The following is a 21,409-nucleotide window of genomic DNA, read 5'->3' as shown; positions in this document are numbered from 1 at the left end:
TATGTTATAGAAATATAACATGTCAAGTCAAACCTCCGACGACCATGTTTTCAAGGCCTTGGCGCATCCGCGCAGGCGTGAATTGCTGGATCGTCTGAAGGATCAGCCGCAGACCACCGGCGCGCTGTGCGAGGCGTTCCCAGACATGGACCGCTGCACGGTGATGATGCACCTGAAAGTCTTGGAGGAGGCCGATCTGGTGGTGGCGAAGCGCGAGGGACGCGAGCGCTGGAACCACCTCAATGCGGTGCCAATCAAACAGATCCACGACCGCTGGATCAGCCAGTATGCCGGCCACGCCATCAGCATTCTCGATCGGCTGAAGTCCGATCTGGAGGGGTGAACGGCTCTCTTCGGCCTTGGCGTGATGGCGCGTCTGGACGAATTGAGCCGATTTATCTATAAGCCGGCCATTCCGACAAAGAGCGCCACGTGCCTTCGCAGGCATGCTTGGAGCGTTCTAAAAGATTGAATTCGAGCATTTTGCCGAAGACGCGGTGACGACACCTCGCTTCGAAATGCTCTAGCCGAACACGACAGGGGTGCCATGGCTGGCCATTCGCAGTTTAAGAACATCATGCACCGCAAGGGCCGCCAGGACGCGGTGCGGTCGAAAATGTTTTCCAAGCTGGCGCGCGAAATAACCGTCGCCGCCAAGACCGGCACGCCGGACCCGGCGATGAACCCGAGGCTGCGGCTTGCCGTGCAGAACGCCAAGGCGGTGTCGATGCCGAAGGACAACATCCAGCGCGCCATCAACAAGGCTTCCGCAGGCGACGCCGAAAATTACGAGGCCGTGCGCTATGAGGGCTACGGCCCCGGCGGCGTGGCGCTGATCGTGGAAGTGCTGACCGACAACCGCAACCGCTCGGCCTCCAATGTGCGCGCCGCCTTCACCAAGGCCGGCGGGGCGCTCGGCGAAACCGGCTCGGTGTCGTTCATGTGGAACCGTGTCGGCGAGATCTATTATCCGGCCTCGGCCGGCAGCGCCGACAAGGTGATGGAAGCAGCGATCGAGGCCGGCGCCGACGACGTGGAATCGGACGAGGAAGGCCACACCATCTATTGCGCCTTCGAGAATCTCGGCGAGGTTTCGAAGTCGCTCGAGGCGGCGCTCGGCGAGGCGGAATCGGTCAAGCCGATCTGGCAGCCGCAGAACAACGTCCCGGTCGACGAAGAGCGGGCGCAGTCGCTGATGAAGCTGGTCGCCACCCTCGAGGACGATGACGACGTGCAGAGCGTCTACGCCAATTTCGAGGTCGACGACGAGACGATGGCCAAGCTCAGCGCGGCCTGACCGGCCACGCGATACGATATGAGCGAGAAGCCGCTGCCCATCATCCGCATCACCTATTGCACGCAGTGCCAGTGGCTGTTGCGGGCCGGCTGGATGGCGCAGGAGCTGCTCTCGACCTTCGGCACCGATCTCGGCGAAGTGACGCTGGTGCCGGCCACCGGCGGCATCTTCACCATTTCCTGCAATGACGTGCTTGTCTGGGAGCGCAAGCGCGACGGCGGTTTTCCGGAGGCGGCAAGGCTCAAGCAGCTGGTTCGCGATGTCATCGATCCCGACCGCGACCTCGGCCACGCCGATCGCAAGGATCGCAAAAAAGACCCAGCCTGATTGAACTGACCCCCGAAAGTTGGACACAACCTTCGAGGTTGCATTCGCGGGCCGCGGTCTTCAGATCAATGCCATGATGAAGCAAGCCATCGCCACGATCGCAGTGACGGTGCGGACGTGATTCCACATCACCCACTCGCTCAGATGGTTTGCCCACACGGCGGCGCCGTTGGCGCTGGCAGGATCGACGGCGGCTAAGGCGTCATTGAGCGGCACGTTGAAGACCATGGTCACGATCGGATTGCCGACGAAATAGATCATGGCACCGGCAAGCAGCCAGTAGGAGCCGGACTGGCTCCAGCCGAAGAAAACGCTGGCAATCAGCACGAGGCAGATGAGGCCGGTGCCGAACAGCGCCGTCATGAAGGTCGGCGTGATCACAGTGACGTTGATCGAATTCATCGCGGCGATGCCGCTTGGGACGGGCAGCCGGGCAAGTGCTGCCATGACGAAATTCGAGAAGGCGAAGAAGACGCCGCCGACGACGCCGGAGCCGATCGCGGCGACAAAGGTGAGGGCGGGAAGAAGTTTCATCATCTCAGTTGCTCCAGATGCCGGGTTTTGCTCGATTTCAAAATGCGAGTAATCCTCACATTTGCAAAACGTGATAAACCCTCGTATTTTGTGAGTCAAGCCGGGTTCGGAGAATCGCCTGGAGAGAACCATGGATGAGAAAACCGCCGCGAGGCCAAACCAGGCGGATATTGCTTCGCCGCGCCGGACGCCGAGCCAGCAACGCAGCCGCGAGCGGGTCGAACGCATGCTCTCCGCCGCCTCGGCGCTAATTGCCGAGCAGGGCAGCGGCGCCATGCGCATGGGCGAGGTGGCGGAACGGGCCGGGGTGTCTATCGGCTCGCTTTACCAGTTCTTCCCGGACAAGCGGGCGATCGTCTGGGCGTTGGCCGAGCGCTACACGGCAGAGAGCCAGGCCTGCATTTCCGCGGCGCTGAAGGATGTCAGCGATGCTGAAGGCCTGCGCAGGTCGTTTTCGGAACTGGTCGATATCTATTATCGGCTGTTCCTGGCCGAGCCGGTGATGCGCGACATCTGGTCGGGCACGCAAGCCGACAAGGCGCTGCGCGAATTGGAGCTCGCCGACAGTCGCGCCAATGCCGGTTTCCTGGTCGCGGTGCTGAAGCGGATTCGCCCCGATGCCGATCCGATCGAATTGGAGACGGCCGCGTTTCTCGTCTGGCAGATGGGCGAGGCGGCGGTGCGGCTGGCTATCTCGGTCGAGCGGGACGAGGGCGACAGGCTGGTTGAGGCCTACAAGCGAATGGCGCTGAGAGAGCTGGTGGGCGAGTAGGAACGATTCCGCAGCGTCGCAAGACTTGGGTTCCTCGCCCCCGCCAGGGGCGGGGGAGAGGTGTCCGCGAAGCGGACGGAGCGGGGGCCTTCGTAGGGCGCTCCCCTCTCCGTCTCGGCTTCGCCGAGCCACCTCTCCCCACTTCGTGGGGCGAGGAACCTTGAACTTTCAAGCGCCGGCGCTGCCCCTCATCCGCCCTTCGGGCACCTCCCGTAGAACGGGGAGAAGAACGAAACTGGCAACAAAAAACCCGCCTCGAAGGCGGGTTTCTCGAAATCTGCCGATGTATCCGGCTTAGAGGCCGAAACCCTCGAAACGCTTCTTGAACTTCGACAGGCGGCCGCCGCGGTCGAGCAGGGTCTGCTGGCCGCCGGTCCAGGCCGGGTGGGTGGTAGGGTCGATGTCGAGGTTCATCGTGTCGCCTTCCTTGCCCCAGGTCGAACGGGTCTGGTATTCGGTGCCATCGGTCATGACGACCTTGATGGTGTGGTAGTCGGGATGGATATCGGCCTTCATTGTCGTGTTTCCTGGCTGCCGGCGCTGGCAACGGGCCTGAAGGCCTGCGTCGATGCGCCCCTTTTTAAAACTCGAAGCCGCAGCTAATGAAAAGCCACGGCTTCTAAAACGGTCGGCGAGCCTATACATCAGCCGGAATTGAATCACAAGGCCGCGGCGGGCGCATATTGGAGCGCGGTCCCGCCAAGCGGCCAGAGGAAACGCTCATGGCGGAAATCGGTGGCAGCGCAAGCGAGCGCAGACGCTCGGTCCGGCCGCTCCGCAGCCTCTTTCCCTACGTTACCCGCTACCGGAAGCTGGTAATAGGCGCCGTTATCTCGCTGATCGTGGCGGCGGTGACGACGCTTGCCTTGCCGATGGCCGTGCGGCGCATGATCGACCATGGTTTCCAGGCCGCTAGCTCCACCTTCATCGCGGAATATTTCGCGGCGCTGGTTCTGATGGCGGCTTTGCTGGCTGCCGCTTCGGCCAGCCGCTACTATTTCGTCATCACGCTCGGCGAGCGGGTCGTGGCCGACATTCGCCGCGACGTCTTTTCGCATGTCACCACGCTGTCGCCGGCGTTTTTCGATCGCGCGCATTCGGGCGAGATCGTGTCGCGGCTGGCCGCCGACACCACGCAGGTGAAGTCGGCGGTCGGCGCAACCGCCTCGGTCGCGTTGCGCAATGTCATTCTCGGCCTCGGCGCGGTGGCGATGATGGTGGTCACGAGCCCGAAACTTTCCGGCCTGGTGATTGCAGCCATTCCGGTGATCGTGCTGCCGCTGGTCGCCTTCGGCCGCTCGGTGCGGCGCAAGTCCCGGCAAGCGCAGGACACGCTCGCCGAGGCCACCGCCTATGCCAGCGAGCAGATCGGCGCGGTGCGCACGCTGCAGGCCTTCACCAACGAAAAGCTCGTCACCGGCCGTTTTGCGGACGCTGTCGACGCCGCCTTCGAGGCGGCGCGCGCATCGGTGTTCGCGCGCTCGTTCCTGACATTCTTCGCCATCTTCATGATCTTCTCCTCGGTAGTCGCGGTGCTGTGGTTCGGTTCGCGCGACGTGCTTGCCGGCACGCTGTCGCCGGGCACGCTCGGCCAGTTCCTGCTCTATTCGGTGTTTGCCGCCGGCGCGCTCGGCGCGCTGTCGGAGGTCTGGAGCGAGCTGTCGCAGGCGGCGGGCGCCGCCGAGCGGCTGACGGAGATCCTGGCAGAGACGCCGGCGATCCGGCCGCCGGTCGATCCGCTTCCCTTGCCGGCAACGGCCAAGGGCGCGATCAGCTTCGACAACGTGTCCTTCTCCTATCCGGCGCGGCCGGACCGAGCCGCGGTGCATGGCCTCAGCTTCCAGGTGAAGCCCGGCGAGACGGTGGCGATCGTCGGGCCCTCGGGCGCGGGAAAAAGCACCGTCTTCTCGCTGATCCTGCGCTTCTACGATCCCGAGACCGGCCGCGTCGTCATTGACGGCGTCGACGTGCGCGAGGCCGATCCGGCCGCGATCCGCCAACGCACCGCGATCGTGCCACAGGACGTGACCATCTTCGCGGCGAGCGTCCGCGACAATATCGGCTTCGGCAGGCAGGGCGCCAGCGGTGCCGAGATCGAGGCCGCGGCCAAGGCAGCGCTTGCCGACGAATTCATCGCCAGGCTCGACAAGGGCTATGACAGCCAGGTCGGCGAGCGCGGCGTGACGCTGTCCGGCGGGCAGCGCCAGCGCATCGCGATCGCCCGCGCCATTCTGCGCGACGCGCCGATCCTTCTGCTCGACGAAGCGACCTCGGCGCTCGACGCCGAGAGCGAGACGCTGGTGCAGAGAGCGCTGGAGCGGCTGATGCGCGGCCGCACCACCATCGTCATCGCGCACCGGCTGGCGACAGTGCTCAAGGCCGACCGCATTCTGGTCATGGACGGCGGGCGCATCGTCGAGGAAGGCACGCATCAGAGCCTGGTCGCCAAGGGCGGCATCTACACGCGGCTCGCCAAGCTGCAGTTCGAGACCGGAGCCAGCGCCTTCAAGGGCGCGGCGGAGTAGGCACGCCGCACCCAGCTGGTTTCGACCCGTGGGTCAGTTGCCGTAGCGCCTGCTCAAGTGCTCGGTGAAGTAAGCAGCGTTGAGCTTCTCGCCGGTGGCGCGTTCAAGCAGGTCGGGCGTCGACCAGCGCGAGCCCTGCGACCAGATCTTTGCGCGACGCCACTCGTTGATGGCGCTGAAATCGCCCTTGGCGAGATCCTGATCGGCGGACGGATGCTCCCTGGTCAGAGCCGCCCATTGCTGCGCGGCCATCATGGCGCCTAGCGTATAGGAGGGGAAATAGCCGAAGGCGGCACCCGGCCAATGCACGTCCTGCATCGGGCCGTCAGCCGGATTATCGATGGTCGAGAGCCCGAGATAATCGCGCATCTTGGCATCCCAGGCCTGGGGCAGGTCGGCGACCTCCAACTGGCCGGACACGAGCTCCTGTTCGAGTTCGTAGCGCAGGATGACATGCAGCGGATAGGTGACTTCGTCGGCGTCGACGCGGATCAGGCCGCGCTTGACATGGTGGACATGCGGCAGGATGTCGTCGATCGACCAGGCTTCGCCGAGATGTTTCTCGACCACCGGCAGCGCCCAGCGCCAGAAGGCCGGGTTACGGCCGATCTGCTTTTCGACAAACAGGCTTTGGCTCTCATGCACTGCCATGCCGCGCGCCTTACCGAGCGGCCAGTGCGACCAAGCCTTCGGCAGGTTCTGCTCGTAGAGGGCGTGGCCGGTCTCGTGCAGCACGCCCATCAGCGCCGACAGGAAGTCGGAGGTCTTGTATCGGGTGGTGATGCGCACATCGGTCGGCACGCCGCCGCAGAAGGGATGATGCGATACCGAGAGCGAGCCGTGGGTGAGGTCGAAGCCGACGGCCGCCATCATGGCAAGGCCAAGCTCGCGCTGCCGGTCAATGGCGTAGCTGCCGGAGAGCGGCTTCAGCGGGTGCTTCGCCAGCCGGGCATCCTGCACGGCCAACGCATGCGGCAGGAAGTCGCGCAGGAAGGCCTTCAGCTCCGCAAACACCGGCGTGATGTCGGCGGCGCGGTTGCCGGGATCGTACTGCTCCATCAGCGCGTCATAGGGGGCTAGGCCGAGCGCGTCGGCGCGCAGCGCCGCTTCCTCGCGCACCAAGGTCACGACGCCTTCCAGCGCCGGCAGGAAGCCGGCCCAGTCGTTCTTGGCGCGCAGGTCGCGCCAAAGCTGCTCGGAGCGCATGCGCGCCACCGTCTGGCGCTCGACGAATTCGACCGGCAGACAAGTGAGATTGGTGTATTGGCGGCGCAGTTCCCGCACCGCCGCCTGCTGCTCTTCGCCGAGCGGCTCGGCTTCGGCCGCTGAAATCCAGTCGCCGATCTCGGGCGCGGTGGCTTGGCGGTGCAGCATGCCGGCAAGCGAGGACATCGCCTCGGCGCGCTTCTCGCCGCCGCCGACCGCCATGTGCGTCGCTTCGTCAGCGCCGAGAATGGCTAAGGCGTGCTCCAGCGCTTCGAGCTTGTGGCCGAGTTGGTCGAGTTTCTGGAAGGACATGGCTGGTTCCGGCTGCAAAGGGGCTGGCGCGAAAAGATACCAAGGCGCGAAGCTTGGCAACCCTGGTTGGCGAGGCAGGGTCAGCCTATCTTGCGCGGCGGCGTCGACGTGTGGTCAATGCTTGTCCGAAGGGCGGAGGGGACAATGGTCGGCGATATCCTGGTCGGGCTGGTGGCGCTGATCCACTGCTATATCGTCTATCTGGAGATGGTGCTGTGGGATACGCCGCGCGGCCGCAAGGCGTTCAGCCTGACGCCGGAATTCGCCAGCGCCTCGAAGATGCTTCGCCAACCAAGGCCTCTATAACGGCTTTCTCGCCGCGGGCCTGATCTGGGGCCTCTATCTCGGCGCTGGCGGGTTCCAGATCAAGATGTTCTTCCTGCTCTGCGTCGCCATCGCCGGCCTCTACGGCGCCGCGACCGTCAGCCGCAAGATCCTGTTCATCCAGACGGCGCCGGCGGTGCTCGCCATCGTCGCGCTTTGGCTCGGTCTGTAATCGAAGCAGGGCGCGATCGAAAAAGGGCGCCCTCGGGGCCAGGTCCCGCGGGCGCCAGGTCGTCCCTTCCTCTGCGATCGGAGCAAATGCTCTAGCCGTTCGGGTAATTCCCGCCGTCGGAACCGTCGCCCATCATGAAGCTGCTGCCGGTGTCGTTCATCAGTCTCTGGTCGACATTGTCGAGCCTGCGCAGCAGCTCATGGTATTGCGGGGACGGTATCCTGCCGTGATCCGAAGCCGCGACATGTTCCGCGGCCTTGCTGATATGCGCGGCGCGCATATGCAGGTGCTGCGCTTCCGAGGCCGAGATGCTGTTCGCTTCGCGGGCGTCGGTGATGCCCTGGTTCACGCCCTGGATCTGCTCGATCAGGCTCGTCACGCGTGGTCCGGTCATAACGGTCGGATCGGGCGTGTCCAGGGCGCCGCCCCTGTGATGTCCGGCCGCATAGGCGCCGGCGAGCGGAGCCGCGATCAGAACCGCAGCGAGGGTTGCAGTCTTGAGAGATGTTGAAACGCGCATGGCGGCGCATCCTCCTACCAGGAAGAGAGCGGCCGCGCCGCTTCGTCTTCCGACCTTACGGGCCGTCCAGTTCCGTCGCGTCGCGATGCGGGGCATCGCCGGCGGACCCCGGCCCTGCGCGGCAAGTTAGGTGCGTCGATTTGCGATGTGTAATTAAAAAAAGATAATGTTTTCGGCGCTTGTCGCGGCGACTTGGTGCTCTAAGTATTCAGCCGACGAACAACTTCCCGTGACTTGGCGTGATAATTAGCTCACCGTTCGGTGAGCTTCAGTTCAATGCGGCGATTCTTGCTGCGCGCCTCATCAGTGTCGGCGGGATCAAGCGGCTGGAACTCTCCGAAGCCGGCGGCCACCAGCCGGTTGGCCGGCACGCCGTTCTCGATCAGGAACTTCACCACCGAGGTAGCGCGGGCGGTCGACAGCTCCCAATTGTCGCGATAACGGCCGGTGCCGGACAGCGGCTTGTTGTCGGTATGGCCGTCGACGCGCAGCACCCAGCTGATCTCGGGCGGGATTTCCTTCTGCAATTCGATGATGGCGTCGGCGAGCTTCTTCATCTCGACCTTGCCGGCGTCGTTGATCACGTCGGAGCCGGTCGGGAACAGCACCTCCGACTGGAAGACGAAGCGGTCGCCGACGATACGGATGTTCTCGCGGTCGGCGAGGATCTCGCGCAGCCGGCCGAAGAAGTCGGAACGGTAGCGGTTGAGCTCCTGCACGCGCTGCGCCAGCGCGACGTTCAGGCGGCGGCCGAGATCGGCGATCTTGGTGTTGGAGTCGCGGTCGCGCTGCTCGGAGACGTTGAGCGCGTCTTCCAGCGCGCCGATCTGCTTGCGCAGCGCCGCGATCTGCTGGTTGAGGATTTCGACCTGGCTCAACGCCTGCTGGCTGATCTGGCGCTGGTTGCTGAGCTCGCCCGAAAGCTGGTCCGCTCGTTTGTTGGCCGCGTCGCCGGCGCCGGCGCCCTGCGCCAGCAGTTGTTCGAGGCGGCTCTTTTCGGCTTGCGCCGCTGACAGCGACGCCTGCAGGTTGGCGAGCGAATCCTCCTTGTCCTGGCTGTTCGTGCGTTCCAGGGCGAGCAGCTGGGTCAGCTCGTTGATCTGCGAGTTGAGGCGGTTCAGCACCGCGTCCTTGCCGGAGATCTCGCGGCTGAGCAGGAACTGCGCCAGCACGAAGACGGTAAGCAGGAACATGATCGCCAGCAGCAGCGTCGACAAAGCGTCGACGAAACCCGGCCAATAGTCGATGCGGCGGTCGGCGCGCCGTCTTGCCAGCGCCACGTCAGTGGACCCCTTGCTTCTTCAGCGCGTCGGCGATCTTTTCCAGCGTGTTGCGCATGGCCTTCTGCTCGTCGGACTGGGCTTCGACCCAGTCGCGCATGATCTGCTGCTCGGAGCGCATGTTCTTCACCAGCCCCGAGATGCCGTCGGCAAGATTGGCCATGGCGGTGGCGACGCGCGGATTGGAGCCGCCGCCATTCTCCTGCAGGCTGCGCAGCCGCTCCGACAAGAGCCGGATGTCCTCGGAGGATTCGGCTGCTTTCGACGTCTCGGACACAACTATGTCCGACGACAGATCGGTGACCGAAGACAGCCAGTTCTCAAGCTCGGTGTAGAAGCGGGTCTGGGCGCGGCCGGCCTGCAGGTCGAGGAAGCCGAGCACCAGCGAGCCGGAAAGGCCGAACAGCGAGGACGAGAACGCGGTGCCCATGCCGGCGAGCGGCGCCGACAGGCCTTGCTTGAGCGCGTCGAGCACGGCGGCAGCATCGCCGGTGCCCGGGTCCAGCGCCTCGATCGTCTCGCGGATCGAGGCTATGGTGTTGAGCAGGCCCCAGAAGGTACCGAGCAGGCCGAGGAACACAAGCAGGCCAACCAGATAGCGCGAGGTGTCGCGGCTCTCGTCGAGCCGGGTGGCGATGGAGTCCAGCATGGTGCGCATCGACGAGGTCGAAAACGCGATCGTCGACGAGCGGCCGATCATCGCCTTCATCGGCGCCAAAAGCACCGGCTCGGTGGTTTCGGAGCCGGCGCGGAAGGAATTGACCCAGCGCACCTCGCGAAACAGCCGCCCGACCTGGGCGAAGGCAAGCAGGATGCCGACCGCGAGCACGCCGACGATCAATCCGTTGAGGCCCGGATTGCTGGAGAAGGCGGTCGAGATCTGGCGGGTGAGGATGGCGGCGATGAAAGCGACGATGATCAGGAAGATCACCATGGTGAGCAGGAAGACCTGCGGGCTCGACAGCTTGTGCGGATCATAGACCAGGACGTCCGATCGCCTGCCGAAGGATCTGAGAAAAGCCATCCGTGCCCCGTTTCCGATGCCACCGCCGCAGAATTGCCGCGACTCTAAACGGAATTGTGACCAAATTGAATGGCGCTTGGCAATATGGCCGATAGGCCCGCGCCACAGGGCTAAAACCGGTTAACGACGAGGCAGTCAACCATGGCGGCCAGATGGAAGCCGGCGCCGGCGACGACGAAGCCGTGCCAGACGGCATTGTGAAAGCGCAGGCCCTTCCAGGCGAAGAAGACGACGCCGCAGGAATAGACGATGCCGCCGGCGACGAGCAGCGCGACCGAGGTCGTCGGCAGCGTCGCGACCAGCGGACCGGCCAGCACGACGCCGCTCCAGCCGATGGCGAGATAGAAGACGATCGCCAGCCGGTCATACCGGCCGGGCAGGAACATCTTGATGGCGATGCCGGCCGCTGCCGCGCTCCAGACGATAACGATCATGGGGAGCGCCAGCGGCGAGTTGTCGAGCTGGGCGAGGAAGGGCGTGTAGGTCGCGGCGATCAGGAGATAGATCGCGGCATGGTCGAAGCGGCGCAGGATCCATTTCGCCGGCCACGAGACCGGCCACAGATTATAGGCCAGCGAAACCGAGAGCACGGTGAGCAGCGACACCACGTAGAACACCGCGGCGACATATTCGCCCGGGCCGGAGTGGAAGGCGGCCAGGGCCAGGAAAGTCGAGCCGGCGGCGATCGCCAGCACGATGCCCACCGCGTGAACGATGCCGTCGGCGATCATTTCGGCGCGCGAATAGTGCCAGCGCCCGACAAAGGGGATCTCAAGCTTTGTATCTGGATGCGCGTCGTTCATGAATGATCCTGCAACGCCTAATCTGGGCAGTCGCGGACCAGTATTTCAAGCTTCGGTTGCGGTTTTGCGACCAAAGCCGCGCGTCCTTTCGACGCAAAGAACGCCCTAAAGCGCGTCGCGCTGGACCGGATTGAGGCGACGCGCTCTAAGTTTTTGTTTTGATGCATGTCGTTGTCCCAGAACCGCTGCACACTTCTGGGCGACATGCATTGGTCAGCGAGCAGCCAATGGCTTCTTCACGGTTTTCAGCAACGCGCGCTGGATGAGCTCGTTGCCGGCGACGACCTCGCCGCTGTCCAGCATGCCCTGTCCGCCATCCATGTCGGAGACGAAGCCGCCGGCTTCGCGCACCAGAAGGATGCCCGCGGCGACGTCCCAGGACGACAGGCCGGTCTCCCAGAAACCATCCATGCGTCCGGCCGCAACATAGGCAAGGTCGAGCGCCGCCGAGCCCAGGCGGCGGACGCCGGAGACTTCGGCCATGACGTTGCGCAGCTCGATCAGGAAATTGCCGTGCTGGCCGCGGCCGAGATGCGGCACGCCGCAGCCGATCACCGCGTCGGTCAGCTTGGAGCGGCCGGCAACACGCAACCGCCGGTCGTTCATGAAGGCGCCGCCGCCGCGCTCGGCCGTGTAGAGCTCGTCCATCGCCGGATTGTAGACGACACCGGCGACGATCTGGCCCTGGCGCTCGAGCGCGATCGACACCGAGAAGAGCGGAATGCCGTGCAGGAAGTTGGTGGTGCCGTCGAGCGGATCGACGAGCCAGCGGTGCTGAGCGTCCTCGCCTTCGACGGCGCCGCGCTCCTCCATCAGGAAGGCGTAGCCCGGCCGCGCCTTGGAAAGCTCGGCGAAGACGATCTCTTCGGCCTTGCGGTCGGCCTGGCTGACATAGTCGCCCGGTCCCTTCATCGAGACCTGCAGGTTCTGCACCTCGCCGAAGTCGCGCGACAACGAGCGGCCGGCCTTCATCGCAGCCTGGACCATGACGTTGAGGAGAGCGGAACGCGCCATTTTTTCTTCCTGCTTTCTTGCCGTTAATCCGCGCGGCGCACGTAGGTGATTTCGTTGGTGTCGACGATGATGCGCTCGCCGGCCGAGATGAAGGGCGGCACCAGCACGCGGATGCCGTTCTCCAGCACCGCCGGCTTGTAGGAGGAGGCGGCCGTCTGGCCCCGCACCACCGGGTCGGCCTCCGTAATGGCCAGCGTCACCTGGTCGGGCAGCGAAATGCCGATCGGGCGCTCCTCGTAAAGCTGCACCGTCACCATCATGCCGTCCTGCAGGAAGGCGGCGCGCTCGCCGACGAAATCTTTCGCCAGCTCAAGCTGCTCGTAGCTTTCGGTATCCATGAAGACCAGCGCGTCGCCCTGCTCGTAGAGGAACGAAAAATCCTTCAGGTCGAGCCGGATCTGCTCGACGGTCTCGGCCGAGCGGAAGCGCTCGTTGAGCTTGGTGCCGTTGATCAGGTTCTTCAGCTCGACCTGATTGTAGGCGCCGCCTTTGCCCGGCTTGACGGTGTTGGTCTTGACCGCCACCCAAAGCCCGCCATCGTGCTCGATGACATAGCCGGGACGGATTTCGTTGCCACTGATCTTGGCCATGATGAACTGATCCGGAATGAGATTTTTCTGGCGCGGGTCGCGCTTTGGCGCCTCCAAGACCACAAATTGCACGTAGTAGCAAGGGAGGGAGCCCAAGGCGGTCCGGACATGCTGTCCGTGACGCCATGCGTCAAGGCAGACGATTTGCCTTCTGCAGCGCCTGCTTGGTCTGATCGTCGTCGAGGCCCTGCAGGAAATCGTCCATCTGCGGATCGATCAGCCCGGCGCGGCGGGCGACGATGTACCAGGCGCCGGCAAGGATCAGGTCCGGATCGGTGCCGATGCCGCTCATATAGAGCTTGGCGAGACGGTTCTGGGCGGCGACGTTGCCGCCTTCCGCCGCCCGTTTCATCCAGGCAAAGCCCGATTTCAGGTCGCGCCCGCCGCCGCGTCCCTCGATCATCCAGGCGGCGAGGTCGATCTGCGCGGTGTCGTAGTTCTGTCTCGCGGCCTGTGCCAGGAGAAGACGCGCCTGGGCGTCGTCATGCGGCTTGCCGCCGACGCCATTGGCGTAGAGCTGCGCCAGCGCATATTGCGCATCGGCAAGTCCGGTGGCGGCGGCGCGTTCGTAATAGGCGGCGGCCTTGACAAGGCCGTCGTCGCCGGGATCCTGCTGGACGAGCAACTGGGCGAAGTTGAACTGGGCAAGCCGGTTGCCGGCCTCGGCCGCGGCCTGCATCAGCGCGAAAGCGGCCTTTTCGTCCTTTTTCACATAGCGGCCGTCCAGCAGCGCCAGCGCATATTGGAACTGAGCCTCCGGCACGCCCTGTTCGGCGGCCAGCGCATACCATTTCGCGGCCTCGGCTGGATTGAGCGGCACACCCAGCCCGCGCGACAGGATTTCGGCCACGAGCGTCTCAGCCGCCGGATCGCCGTTTTTGGCTCGCTCCATGGCGAGGTTGTAGGCGGTCTTGTAAAGCCCGCGCTGGAAGGCGCCGTAGGCGGCGTCCGGCTGCTTGGCGCCGAAGCGGTCGGGATTGACGGCGTCGGCCGATGGCGGCGTCATGGTCGCCGGTTGCGGCAAGGCGTTTTGGATCGGCTTATCGATATGCGCGCCGGTGCCGAACCTGTTCGGATCCGGCGCGCCGGCGTCCGGCGCGGCTGTGTCCGGTTTGCCCTTATCCGGCGTGCCCTTATCCGGCGTGCTTGCATCCGGCTTGGTTGCGTCGGGTGCGCTCTTGTCAGGTGCGCTCGTCTCCGGCCGCGGCTGCGGCAGGGGGACGGTCTCAGCCGCCATCGCGGCCTGCGCAAACAAGCCGGCCAGAACCGTCAGGCAAAGGCCACGCAGGCGCATGTCAGTCCTCGAAACGCGGCGCGGTTTCATCGAGCAACGCGTTGGCGGCGGCGATCGCGGCGCGCGGGTCGCGTCCGTCGGCAAAGACGGCGCTGGACAGCGCCACGAACTCGGCGCCGGTCGCGGCCACCGTCTCGACGGAGGCAAGCTCGGAGCCGGCCATGACGATGCAGGGGATCGAAATCATCTCCGCCCACCATTCGCCCAGCGCGAGGTTGCGGTGGTGCGGCTCCGGCTTGTTGTCATAGCCGAAACGGCCGAAGAACATATAGTCGGGCCGCTCCTCGCCGAGGCCCAGCGCCTCGTCGCGCGTCTTGGCGCCGCCGGCGCCGACCATCATCTTGCCGGCCACGCGCTCGATCGTCTCGGCGAGTTCCGCGGGCTTCACTTCGACATGGATGCCATCGGCCTGGACGCGCCCGGCGATGCGGCTGTCGCCGGCGATGATGACGGCGACGCCGGCACTTTGAGCGATCGGCACGATCCTTTCGGCGAAGGCCTGGAAGGAGGCATCGTCCATGCCGTTGTCGGGAAGGATCAACGAGGCGACGTCGCCACCGTCGAACGCCGCGCAGATTTGCTCCGCCGGCACGAGCGGCGGCGCGATCAGCACGATGCGGCAGCGGTTGGGAGGAGTTGCTTCGTTCATTGGCCTTCGATCCCGGTTTCGCCTATGCCGGGCGAAGATGGTTGCATTGCGGCATAGAGCAAAGGGAGCGGCTTGAACAGTCGGCTATGCGGCGGATGAGGACTGGACGAGCATCGTCACGCACGTCGATATCGGGCCGGCAATAGCGGCGCCGGCATTAATGACTATCCCCGCGGCGCTGTTCTGCGCTATGGCTTAATTCCCGCCTTCTCCAACCTTCCTTTGCCGATGTCAGGCCTGCTCAGCGACCCGTGGTTCTATGCTGCCGCCATTCCGGCGGTGATCCTTGTCGGCCTGTCGAAAGGCGGCTTCGGCGGCGCTGTCGGTTTCGTCGGCGTGCCGTTGATGGCTCTGACCATCCGGCCGGTTCAGGCGGCCGCCATCCTGCTGCCGATCCTGTGCCTGATGGACGTGGTTTCAGTGTGGACCTGGTGGGGCGTCTACGACCGCAGAATGCTGGTTGACATGATGCCCGGCGCCGTCACCGGCATCGGGCTCGGCTGGCTGACCGCGGCGTTGGTCACAGAGGAGATGGTGCGGCTGATCGTCGGCGCCGTCGCGCTGGTGTTCGTGCTGCGCTGGATCTACCTGCAGTTCCGTCACGGCGCCGATCATGTGGCGGAACCGAACCGCATTGCCGCCGCTTTCTGGGGCGCTGTCGCCGGCTTCACCAGCTTCGTCGCCCATGTCGGCGGCCCGCCCTTCCAGGTCTATGCGCTGCCGATACGGCTCGATCCGAAAGTGCTGTCGGGAACGGCGGCGATCTTCTTTGCCGCCACCAATGCGCTGAAGCTCATCCCCTATTTCGCGCTCGGCCAGTTCGACACCGCCAATCTCACCGCTTCGGCGGTGCTGATGCCGCTGGCGCCGCTGTCGACCATCGCCGGTGCGTGGCTGGTGCGCCGCATGCGGCCGGAGATCTTCTATCCGTTCACCTACGCCACCGTCGCGGTGGTCGCCGTCAAGCTGCTGTGGGACGGCATTGCCGGCCTGATGTGAGGCGCGTCGATATTCAGGTGAGGCCGGCCTGCAAATGGCGATTTCCTGCGCTTCCGGTGCTCACGTACTTAAAGTACGCTCCGCTCCGGTTCTCGGAAATCACCACTTTCGACTCGGCCTGACCTGAATCTCAACGCGCCTTCGGGCGAGCGCCTTAATGTCACGCAGCGCTCGGCACCATCTGGCGGTTGCCGCCGAAGGCGAGCGCGGCGCCCAGCGCGACCATCATCGCCATGCCGGCAAGAATGCCGACGTCGTGCAGAGTGGGCTTCAGCACCATGTCGGCGATGATCACCAGCATCACCGCATAATCGAGGCGCGCCCAGTTCATCATGCGCTGGCCGATGGAGAGGGCGGCCGGCGTCACGCCCTGCTCGGCGATCATGGCGCCCATGCGCTCGCCGGTCGGCTTGAAGATCAGCATGCCGATCGAGAAGGTCGTGGCATAGCCGACGAGGCCGATGACGATCCACAGGTCGGCAAAGCCGACCCAGAAGCCGCACATGATGAGGCCAAAGACCAGCGTCAGCATCGACATCGGCGCGAAGAACCGGCCGCCGAGCTGTCCGCTGGCGCGTATAGCCAGCAGCTTGTTCTCGATGTTGCCGGCGCGCTCGGCCAGCACGCCGAGCAGGAACAGCACGAAGCCGCCGCCGACCCACAAAATAGCCGAGACGACGTGAAGAAATTTAACGATCGAATACCAATCCATGGTTTGCTCCGGATATCCTGCCTGATTTCAAGCGGCGCGGATTTGCGCGCCGCCTTTGTGGAGCGGCCTTTTGCGTGGCGCGTGTTTCGGAACGATGCCGCGGCAGCAGCAAACATGTTACGGCGCCATGATCGGCGCCCGAAATCCGGTGCTCGGACGATCCGGGCGGCGAAGCCGCTGTCCTGTTCCGGCACAGGAACGCGCGTTCGCTTAAAAAATCGCCGCCGCGTTAAGGGTTCATTAAGCTTTACAGGCGTTTACTACACCCATCCAGTTTTGCTGGATTCTTACCGAGTGGTTGGAGCCACTTTGTTTGACGCCTCCCTGTTAAACTCCTGAGAGCCGCCTTATCCGCGGCTCTTTTTTTATCCGCTGCCGGCTGGCTGATGCCATCCGCTTGCGGATGGCCGGAAGCGGCCCGGCGTTAACCGTTTGTTAAACATGCGCTTGCCTTCATTGGCATCGAAGCGCATTTTCAAGCCTCAGTCATTTAGGGTGCGGGCCGCGTCGGCAAGGATGCCGAATCGGCTTGCGGCAGTGCAGGGGCGTATCGATGAACGAGCCTTCGAAGGGCAGCGCGAAAACCATAAAACTGGCGGAGCGCCGGGTTTTCTCCCAATCCTTCAAGCCGCTTTACCAGGAAGGCATGGGGCTGGTCGAACAGGCCGCCGAATATCTTGATGGCAAGGGCAGGCTCGAAGCCAAGAAATTGTCGCGCACGGCGGCGACGCTCTATGCGGCCGAATCGATGCGGCTGACCACAAGGCTTATGCAGGTCGCCTCCTGGCTGCTTTTGCAGCGGGCGGCGAATTCCGGCGAGATGACGCGCGACCAGGTGGCTTCGGAGAAATCCAAGGTGCGTCTCGACACCGCCTCCGCGCATGACGAGGCGCTTGGCTGGAACGAGCTCCCCAAGGATTTTCTGGACCTCGTGACGCGCTCGCTGCGCCTGCAGTCGCTGGTGCGGCGCATGGACGAGGAAATCTATGGCGGCGTCATCAGCGAGACGCACGCGCCCGGTCGGCGTGCCAACCCGGTGTCCGACCAGATCAGCCTTTTGAATACGGCGTTCGCGCGCGGCTGAAACCGCGTTTGCAAAAAAACGATAGCGGTAGCGGCATATCCTTGATTGGGCGGTAATTTGGCCGTGGCTTTGGCTGCAGTTCAACGCTTGCGACTCCGGCCGCTCGTCGAACCTGCGGCAGCCATCGCCGTATTGAAGGCCATGCCGGCCTTCGCGGGAAAGATCACACTTGCCTTGAAGCGATAGGCCCCTAGTTGGAGCCGTTCGCCGCAGCCGGGTCGAGCCGAGCCGGTTCTGCAAGAAAACCACCGTCACTGTGACCAAAGCAGATTGCGAGGCTTGATCCCGTGCATTCGCCATTGGACCGCATCCCGGTATCGATCATCATCCCCAACTACAATTACGAACAGTTTCTAGGACGCGCCATCGACAGCGCGTTGGAGCAGGACCACCGAAATGTCGAGGTCGTGGTCGTCGACGACGCATCGACGGATGCATCGGTGGCCGTAATCGAATCCTACGGCGACAAAATCCGTCCGTGCCTGAGGCGCAGGAATGGCGGACATGCGGCTGCGTTCAATACCGGGTTCGAGGCGAGCACCGGGGAGATCGTCCTTTTCCTCGACGCCGACGACTATCTCTATCCGAACGCCGTTTCAGAGGTGTTGGACGAGTGGGATGCGGATGTCGCCCAGGCGCAATTCAGATTGCATCTCGTTGATGAGGACCAGCATATCAAGGATGTCTTTCCACCACCGGAACAGCCGTTCGATTCAGGCGACGTCGTGCCGGAATTGCTGCGCAAAGGGCGGTACCGTACGACGGTAACAAGCGGGCTGGCGTTCGACCGCGAAGCCCTGGAAACGATAATGCCGATGCCTGAAAGCGATTTCCGGCAAGGCGCCGACGGCTATCTCGCAACGCTGGCGCCGCTGCACGGAGAGGTGAAATCCATCGATACCTGCCTTGGCGCCTACCGCATCCACGGCTCCAATCATTCGATCTTTGCCGAAAAGCTTGCCGAGCGAGCGCGCTGGCGCGTGCAGCATGATTTCCGGCGCCTCGAGGCCTTGTCCGGCCGGGCGGCCGAGATCGGCTTGACCGTGCCGCCGGATGCCGGCCTTCGCGATCCAGTGCATCTGGAAGAGCGGCTGGCTTCGCTCTGCGTCGACGAGCCCCAGCATCCGGTCGCCACCGACTCCCGGCTGGGACTGGCAAGAGCGGGCGCCGCCGCCAGCCTGGAAATGAACGCATCCTGGCGGCGGCGGGCTGCTCTGGCGGCCTGGTTCCTTTGCATCGGAATCCTGCCGCGGCGCATGGGCAATGCAGTCCTGGCGTGGAAGCTGGTCGCATCGTCCAGGCCGGCATTTCTCACGCGGCTGTCGAAAACCATCCGCCGCGTGACGAATTAGGCATCTCGCTGTTTTACGGAAACGGCGCATAGCCGAGATTGCAATTGTTTCCGGTTTGTTCACATTTTGCTGGCATCGCTTGTCGCCACGGCTAGACTTGGCGCATGGGGGAAGCGATTCGCATCATCGGCATCGATCCGGGCCTGAGGCGCACCGGCTGGGGTATTATCGACAGCGTGGGCAATTCGCTGCGCTTCATCGCATCCGGCACGGTGCGGTCCGACGAGAAGGAGTCGCTGGCGACAAGACTCTGCCAGCTGCATGACGGCTTGGCCGAGGTGCTGCACCAGGCCATGCCACATGAAGCAGCGGTCGAGCAGACTTTCGTCAACAAGGATGCGACGGCGACGCTGAAGCTCGGCCAAGCGCGCGGCATCGCCATGCTGGTGCCGGCGCGCGCCGGGCTGGTGGTCGCCGAATATGCGCCCAATGCGGTCAAGAAGGCTGTTATCGGCGTCGGCCACGGCGAGAAGAAGCAGATCCACATGATGGTGAAGGTGCTGATGCCGAAGGCTGTCTTCGACACCGACGACGCCGCCGACGCTCTGGCCATCGCCATCTGCCATGCGCATCACCGCCCGAGCACAGCCTACCGCATGGCCGCGCTGGCGTGAGGGGACAATCATGATCGGCAAGCTGAAAGGCACGTTGGACGAGATCGACGAGGATAGCTGCCTCATCGATGTGCACGGCGTCGGCTATGTCGCCCATTGCTCGGTGCGAACGCTGGCCGCGCTGCCCTCGCCCGGCGAGGCGGTGGTGCTGTTCATCGAGACCTATGTGCGCGAGGACATGATCCGGCTCTATGGCTTCCAGACCGGGCTGGAGCGCGAGTGGTTCCGCCTTCTGATGAACAATGTGCAGGGCGTCGGCGCCAAGGTGGCGCTGGCCATCCTATCGACGCTGGCGCCGGCCGACCTCGCGAACGCGATCGCGCTGCGCGACATTGCCATGGTTTCCAGAGCGCCAGGCGTCGGCAAGAAGGTGGCGGAACGCATCGTCACCGAACTGCGCACCAAAGCGCCGGCCTATGCGGGCGCGGCCAGCGGTACGATCGGGCTCAAGCAGGAGCTTGGCGAAGGTGTCGCGGCCGCACCGATCACCGATGCGGTCTCGGCGCTCGTCAATCTCGGCTATTCGCGAGACATCGCGGCGAACGCGGTTGCCGCGGCGCTGAAATCAGCCGGCGAGGGTGCCGACGCTTCGAAGTTGATCCGCTTCGGCCTGAAGGAACTGGCGCGGTAAGTCTGTGAAACTCAGCGCCCGGATTGACTTCCAGAATAGTTTGGTTTCTTAAGTGCGCTTCTTTTTGCATGAGTAATCGACATGTGCCTTTTTGCGATCAATATCGAAGTGAACTCAGGATCGGTCGCGGCCGAGTCCGAACGTCGCGCGCGCTTGCGGCATTGTCGAAGATAGCTTCACACAGCAATCCACTCGTCAGGCCGCTTCATCGGGAGCGGCCTTTTTATTTGGAGCGAGCAATGTTCCCGGTAATCGAAACCGTAGCCGATGTTCTGCCGCACATTCAGGGGAACATCGGTTTCTTTCTGACCCGCTTCGATGACTATGACGTTATCGAATATGGATTTGTGGGCGACGATACGTTCCGCAGCCCGATGGCGCTTGAATGCCGTGGCTTGAAGTTTGACAAGGACGGGCGACTCATTGCCCGGCCGTTTCACAAATTCTTCAACCTTGGGGAGAGGCAGCGTCCGGAAGACATCGACTGGACAGTACCTCATGTCGTTTTGTCGAAGCTCGATGGCTCGATGGTTCACCCCTGCGTCGTTCGCGGTGAACTCGTGTTCATGACCCGAATGGGCGTCACGGCGCAATCGAGCGCCGCGTTGAAGCATGCCGACGAGGACATTCGCAGCCTCTCGAAATGGGCCGTCGAAGCAGGCATCACGGCGCTGTTCGAGTTCACGTCGCCCGAAAACAGGGTCGTCATCGCCTATGATCAGCCGTCGCTGACGCTGCTGGCCGCTCGTGACAACCGGACCGGGCGCTACTCAACCCATCAGGAGCTTCAATCGCTGGCCGATCAATTCGACGTGCCGCTGATCCCGTCGCTTCAGATGACGACTCCGACAAGGGATTTCGTTACGATTGCCCGAAGCGAAGAGGGCATCGAAGGCTATGTCATTGCCTTCGATGACGGTCATAGACTCAAACTCAAGACCGCATTCTATGCTTTACGGCACAAGGCGCTGTCTGGTCTTGCTTATGAAAAAAATATCCTTGCATGGGTGGCGGAAGGTGCTGTGGACGATGTGGTTCCGCTCCTTGCAGCCGACCTTGCCGAAGAGTTGAAAGCCTATCAGTTTGTGGTGGTCAGCGGGCTCAACAGGCACGTCGCCAATCTTGCAGCGTTCGTCGCCGAGTACTCTGGCCGGGAGCGGAAGGAATTCGCGGCGGCTGTCAGCTCCAATCTCGATAAGAGACTCCAGGGAGCCGCTTTTGCCATGTTCGATGGAAAAGACGGCAGCGAAGTGCTTAGGAAACAACTACTGTGGGCCAGCTACGGTGAGTCGCGGCTCGAGAGCATTCGCGATCTCTACGGGATGTCATGGAAGTCTCCTGCCGTGACCATCGAAGTCGGTTGACTGAAAGCGT

At 63.7% G+C, this 21,409-nt stretch carries 23 protein-coding genes and 1 pseudogene; 12 read left to right on the top strand and 12 right to left on the bottom strand.

Annotated elements, in window-relative coordinates:
• Window positions 1–19: 19 nt before the first annotated feature.
• The 3 genes from LB520_RS08090 to LB520_RS08080 all read left to right on the top strand — a co-directional run bounded on the left by LB520_RS08090 (window position 20) and on the right by LB520_RS08080 (window position 1,624).
• Window positions 20–343 (top strand): ArsR/SmtB family transcription factor, encoded by a 324-nt coding sequence (locus tag LB520_RS08090; RefSeq protein WP_224637098.1) that lies wholly within the window; start codon window positions 20–22, stop codon window positions 341–343.
• Between the two features lie 204 nt (window positions 344–547).
• Complete coding sequence (locus LB520_RS08085; protein ID WP_140841722.1) at window positions 548–1,297, top strand: YebC/PmpR family DNA-binding transcriptional regulator; 750 nt, start codon at window positions 548–550, stop codon at window positions 1,295–1,297.
• Window positions 1,298–1,315: 18 nt separating this feature from the next.
• Window positions 1,316–1,624: a SelT/SelW/SelH family protein gene (locus LB520_RS08080; protein ID WP_224637097.1), complete on the top strand. Its 309-nt coding sequence runs from the start codon at window positions 1,316–1,318 to the stop codon at window positions 1,622–1,624.
• Window positions 1,625–1,684: 60 nt separating this feature from the next.
• Here the strand turns inward: LB520_RS08080 and LB520_RS08075 are convergent, their stop codons facing one another.
• The gene (locus tag LB520_RS08075) at window positions 1,685–2,161 is read right to left on the bottom strand and encodes a DUF1772 domain-containing protein (RefSeq protein ID WP_224637096.1); all 477 of its coding nucleotides are present in this window, start codon (window positions 2,159–2,161) and stop codon (window positions 1,685–1,687) included.
• 127 nt (window positions 2,162–2,288) lie between these two features.
• On the opposite strand from LB520_RS08075, the gene LB520_RS08070 reads away from it, so the two are divergent.
• A complete protein-coding gene (locus LB520_RS08070; RefSeq protein WP_224637095.1) occupies window positions 2,289–2,930 on the top strand; it encodes a TetR/AcrR family transcriptional regulator in 642 nt (213 codons plus the stop codon).
• Window positions 2,931–3,224: 294 nt separating this feature from the next.
• Here the strand turns inward: LB520_RS08070 and rpmE are convergent, their stop codons facing one another.
• The gene (rpmE, locus tag LB520_RS08065; RefSeq protein WP_027166741.1) at window positions 3,225–3,446 is read right to left on the bottom strand and encodes a 50S ribosomal protein L31; all 222 of its coding nucleotides are present in this window, start codon (window positions 3,444–3,446) and stop codon (window positions 3,225–3,227) included.
• Between the two features lie 206 nt (window positions 3,447–3,652).
• On the opposite strand from rpmE, the gene LB520_RS08060 reads away from it, so the two are divergent.
• Window positions 3,653–5,455, top strand: coding sequence for an ABC transporter transmembrane domain-containing protein (locus tag LB520_RS08060; RefSeq protein WP_224637094.1), 1,803 nt, complete (start codon window positions 3,653–3,655; stop codon window positions 5,453–5,455).
• A 33-nt stretch (window positions 5,456–5,488) separates the two neighbouring features.
• Here LB520_RS08060 and LB520_RS08055 read toward each other — a convergent pair whose 3' ends face one another.
• Window positions 5,489–6,973, bottom strand: coding sequence for a carboxypeptidase M32 (locus LB520_RS08055; RefSeq protein WP_224637093.1), 1,485 nt, complete (start codon window positions 6,971–6,973; stop codon window positions 5,489–5,491).
• Window positions 6,974–7,117: 144 nt separating this feature from the next.
• Between LB520_RS08055 and LB520_RS08050 the strand changes: the two are divergent.
• Window positions 7,118–7,469: pseudogene (locus LB520_RS08050) on the top strand (DUF1304 domain-containing protein).
• Window positions 7,470–7,560: 91 nt separating this feature from the next.
• Here the strand turns inward: LB520_RS08050 and LB520_RS08045 are convergent.
• The 8 genes from LB520_RS08045 to LB520_RS08010 all read right to left on the bottom strand — a co-directional run bounded on the left by LB520_RS08045 (window position 7,561) and on the right by LB520_RS08010 (window position 14,643).
• Window positions 7,561–7,989, bottom strand: coding sequence for a hypothetical protein (locus LB520_RS08045; RefSeq protein WP_224627888.1), 429 nt, complete (start codon window positions 7,987–7,989; stop codon window positions 7,561–7,563).
• Window positions 7,990–8,240: 251 nt separating this feature from the next.
• Entirely contained in the window at window positions 8,241–9,269 is a 1,029-nt protein-coding gene (locus tag LB520_RS08040; protein ID WP_140841706.1) for a peptidoglycan -binding protein, read from the bottom strand.
• Between the two features lies 1 nt (window position 9,270).
• Window positions 9,271–10,293 (bottom strand): MotA/TolQ/ExbB proton channel family protein, encoded by a 1,023-nt coding sequence (locus LB520_RS08035; protein WP_095767261.1) that lies wholly within the window; start codon window positions 10,291–10,293, stop codon window positions 9,271–9,273.
• Window positions 10,294–10,403: 110 nt separating this feature from the next.
• Window positions 10,404–11,096: a PAQR family membrane homeostasis protein TrhA gene (gene trhA, locus LB520_RS08030; RefSeq protein ID WP_224637091.1), complete on the bottom strand. Its 693-nt coding sequence runs from the start codon at window positions 11,094–11,096 to the stop codon at window positions 10,404–10,406.
• Window positions 11,097–11,309: 213 nt separating this feature from the next.
• Window positions 11,310–12,110 carry an inositol monophosphatase family protein gene (locus LB520_RS08025; RefSeq protein WP_224602199.1) on the bottom strand — a complete coding sequence of 267 codons (801 nt, stop codon included), beginning with the start codon at window positions 12,108–12,110 and terminating at the stop codon, window positions 11,310–11,312.
• A gap of 23 nt (window positions 12,111–12,133) precedes the next feature.
• Window positions 12,134–12,700, bottom strand: a complete 567-nt coding sequence (gene efp / locus LB520_RS08020) for an elongation factor P (RefSeq protein WP_095767538.1) — start codon at window positions 12,698–12,700, stop codon at window positions 12,134–12,136.
• 130 nt (window positions 12,701–12,830) lie between these two features.
• Entirely contained in the window at window positions 12,831–13,994 is a 1,164-nt protein-coding gene (locus LB520_RS08015) for a tetratricopeptide repeat protein (RefSeq protein WP_224637089.1), read from the bottom strand.
• A 1-nt stretch (window position 13,995) separates the two neighbouring features.
• Complete coding sequence (locus tag LB520_RS08010; RefSeq protein ID WP_095767264.1) at window positions 13,996–14,643, bottom strand: thiamine phosphate synthase; 648 nt, start codon at window positions 14,641–14,643, stop codon at window positions 13,996–13,998.
• A gap of 228 nt (window positions 14,644–14,871) precedes the next feature.
• Here LB520_RS08010 and LB520_RS08005 point away from each other — a divergent pair, with 228 nt between their 5' ends.
• Window positions 14,872–15,642, top strand: coding sequence for a sulfite exporter TauE/SafE family protein (locus tag LB520_RS08005; RefSeq protein WP_224637087.1), 771 nt, complete (start codon window positions 14,872–14,874; stop codon window positions 15,640–15,642).
• 160 nt (window positions 15,643–15,802) lie between these two features.
• Here the strand turns inward: LB520_RS08005 and LB520_RS08000 are convergent, their stop codons facing one another.
• On the bottom strand, window positions 15,803–16,354 hold the full coding sequence (locus LB520_RS08000) for a DUF2269 family protein (RefSeq protein WP_224637086.1): 552 nt from the start codon (window positions 16,352–16,354) through the stop codon (window positions 15,803–15,805).
• A gap of 553 nt (window positions 16,355–16,907) precedes the next feature.
• Here LB520_RS08000 and LB520_RS07995 point away from each other — a divergent pair.
• The 5 genes from LB520_RS07995 to LB520_RS07975 all read left to right on the top strand — a co-directional run bounded on the left by LB520_RS07995 (window position 16,908) and on the right by LB520_RS07975 (window position 21,399).
• Window positions 16,908–17,438 (top strand): DUF1465 family protein, encoded by a 531-nt coding sequence (locus LB520_RS07995; RefSeq protein WP_140841690.1) that lies wholly within the window; start codon window positions 16,908–16,910, stop codon window positions 17,436–17,438.
• A gap of 287 nt (window positions 17,439–17,725) precedes the next feature.
• Complete coding sequence (locus tag LB520_RS07990; RefSeq protein ID WP_140841685.1) at window positions 17,726–18,790, top strand: glycosyltransferase family 2 protein; 1,065 nt, start codon at window positions 17,726–17,728, stop codon at window positions 18,788–18,790.
• Window positions 18,791–18,894: 104 nt separating this feature from the next.
• Window positions 18,895–19,404: a crossover junction endodeoxyribonuclease RuvC gene (gene ruvC, locus LB520_RS07985; protein WP_224608830.1), complete on the top strand. Its 510-nt coding sequence runs from the start codon at window positions 18,895–18,897 to the stop codon at window positions 19,402–19,404.
• A gap of 10 nt (window positions 19,405–19,414) precedes the next feature.
• Window positions 19,415–20,035: a Holliday junction branch migration protein RuvA gene (gene ruvA / locus LB520_RS07980; protein ID WP_224637084.1), complete on the top strand. Its 621-nt coding sequence runs from the start codon at window positions 19,415–19,417 to the stop codon at window positions 20,033–20,035.
• Window positions 20,036–20,274: 239 nt separating this feature from the next.
• The gene (locus LB520_RS07975; protein WP_224637083.1) at window positions 20,275–21,399 is read left to right on the top strand and encodes an RNA ligase; all 1,125 of its coding nucleotides are present in this window, start codon (window positions 20,275–20,277) and stop codon (window positions 21,397–21,399) included.
• Window positions 21,400–21,409 lie beyond the last annotated feature (10 nt).

The organism is Mesorhizobium sp. CA12 (assembly GCF_020165255.1).
Lineage (GTDB): Bacteria > Pseudomonadota > Alphaproteobacteria > Rhizobiales > Rhizobiaceae > Mesorhizobium.
Note: the sequence above shows the minus strand (reverse complement) of the source record. Positions and strands in the feature narration are given on the sequence as shown.

Bases quoted from the DNA above. Each gene is read 5' to 3' on its own strand.
- ruvA (WP_224637084.1), top strand. From the start codon at position 19,415: ATGATCGGCAAGCTGAAAGGCACGTTGGACGAGATCGACGAGGATAGC.
- LB520_RS08060 (WP_224637094.1), top strand. From the start codon at position 3,653: ATGGCGGAAATCGGTGGCAGCGCAAGCGAGCGCAGACGCTCGGTCCGG.
- LB520_RS08000 (WP_224637086.1), bottom strand. From the start codon at position 16,354: ATGGATTGGTATTCGATCGTTAAATTTCTTCACGTCGTCTCGGCTATT.
- LB520_RS07975 (WP_224637083.1), top strand. From the start codon at position 20,275: ATGTTCCCGGTAATCGAAACCGTAGCCGATGTTCTGCCGCACATTCAG.
- LB520_RS08045 (WP_224627888.1), bottom strand. From the start codon at position 7,989: ATGCGCGTTTCAACATCTCTCAAGACTGCAACCCTCGCTGCGGTTCTG.
- LB520_RS08035 (WP_095767261.1), bottom strand. From the start codon at position 10,293: ATGGCTTTTCTCAGATCCTTCGGCAGGCGATCGGACGTCCTGGTCTAT.
- LB520_RS08015 (WP_224637089.1), bottom strand. From the start codon at position 13,994: ATGCGCCTGCGTGGCCTTTGCCTGACGGTTCTGGCCGGCTTGTTTGCG.
- trhA (WP_224637091.1), bottom strand. From the start codon at position 11,096: ATGAACGACGCGCATCCAGATACAAAGCTTGAGATCCCCTTTGTCGGG.
- LB520_RS08070 (WP_224637095.1), top strand. From the start codon at position 2,289: ATGGATGAGAAAACCGCCGCGAGGCCAAACCAGGCGGATATTGCTTCG.
- efp (WP_095767538.1), bottom strand. From the start codon at position 12,700: ATGGCCAAGATCAGTGGCAACGAAATCCGTCCCGGCTATGTCATCGAG.
- LB520_RS08025 (WP_224602199.1), bottom strand. From the start codon at position 12,110: ATGGCGCGTTCCGCTCTCCTCAACGTCATGGTCCAGGCTGCGATGAAG.
- LB520_RS08005 (WP_224637087.1), top strand. From the start codon at position 14,872: ATGTCAGGCCTGCTCAGCGACCCGTGGTTCTATGCTGCCGCCATTCCG.
- LB520_RS08085 (WP_140841722.1), top strand. From the start codon at position 548: ATGGCTGGCCATTCGCAGTTTAAGAACATCATGCACCGCAAGGGCCGC.
- LB520_RS08055 (WP_224637093.1), bottom strand. From the start codon at position 6,973: ATGTCCTTCCAGAAACTCGACCAACTCGGCCACAAGCTCGAAGCGCTG.
- rpmE (WP_027166741.1), bottom strand. From the start codon at position 3,446: ATGAAGGCCGATATCCATCCCGACTACCACACCATCAAGGTCGTCATG.
- LB520_RS08010 (WP_095767264.1), bottom strand. From the start codon at position 14,643: ATGAACGAAGCAACTCCTCCCAACCGCTGCCGCATCGTGCTGATCGCG.
- LB520_RS08080 (WP_224637097.1), top strand. From the start codon at position 1,316: ATGAGCGAGAAGCCGCTGCCCATCATCCGCATCACCTATTGCACGCAG.
- LB520_RS08075 (WP_224637096.1), bottom strand. From the start codon at position 2,161: ATGATGAAACTTCTTCCCGCCCTCACCTTTGTCGCCGCGATCGGCTCC.
- ruvC (WP_224608830.1), top strand. From the start codon at position 18,895: ATGGGGGAAGCGATTCGCATCATCGGCATCGATCCGGGCCTGAGGCGC.
- LB520_RS07995 (WP_140841690.1), top strand. From the start codon at position 16,908: ATGAACGAGCCTTCGAAGGGCAGCGCGAAAACCATAAAACTGGCGGAG.
- LB520_RS08090 (WP_224637098.1), top strand. From the start codon at position 20: ATGTCAAGTCAAACCTCCGACGACCATGTTTTCAAGGCCTTGGCGCAT.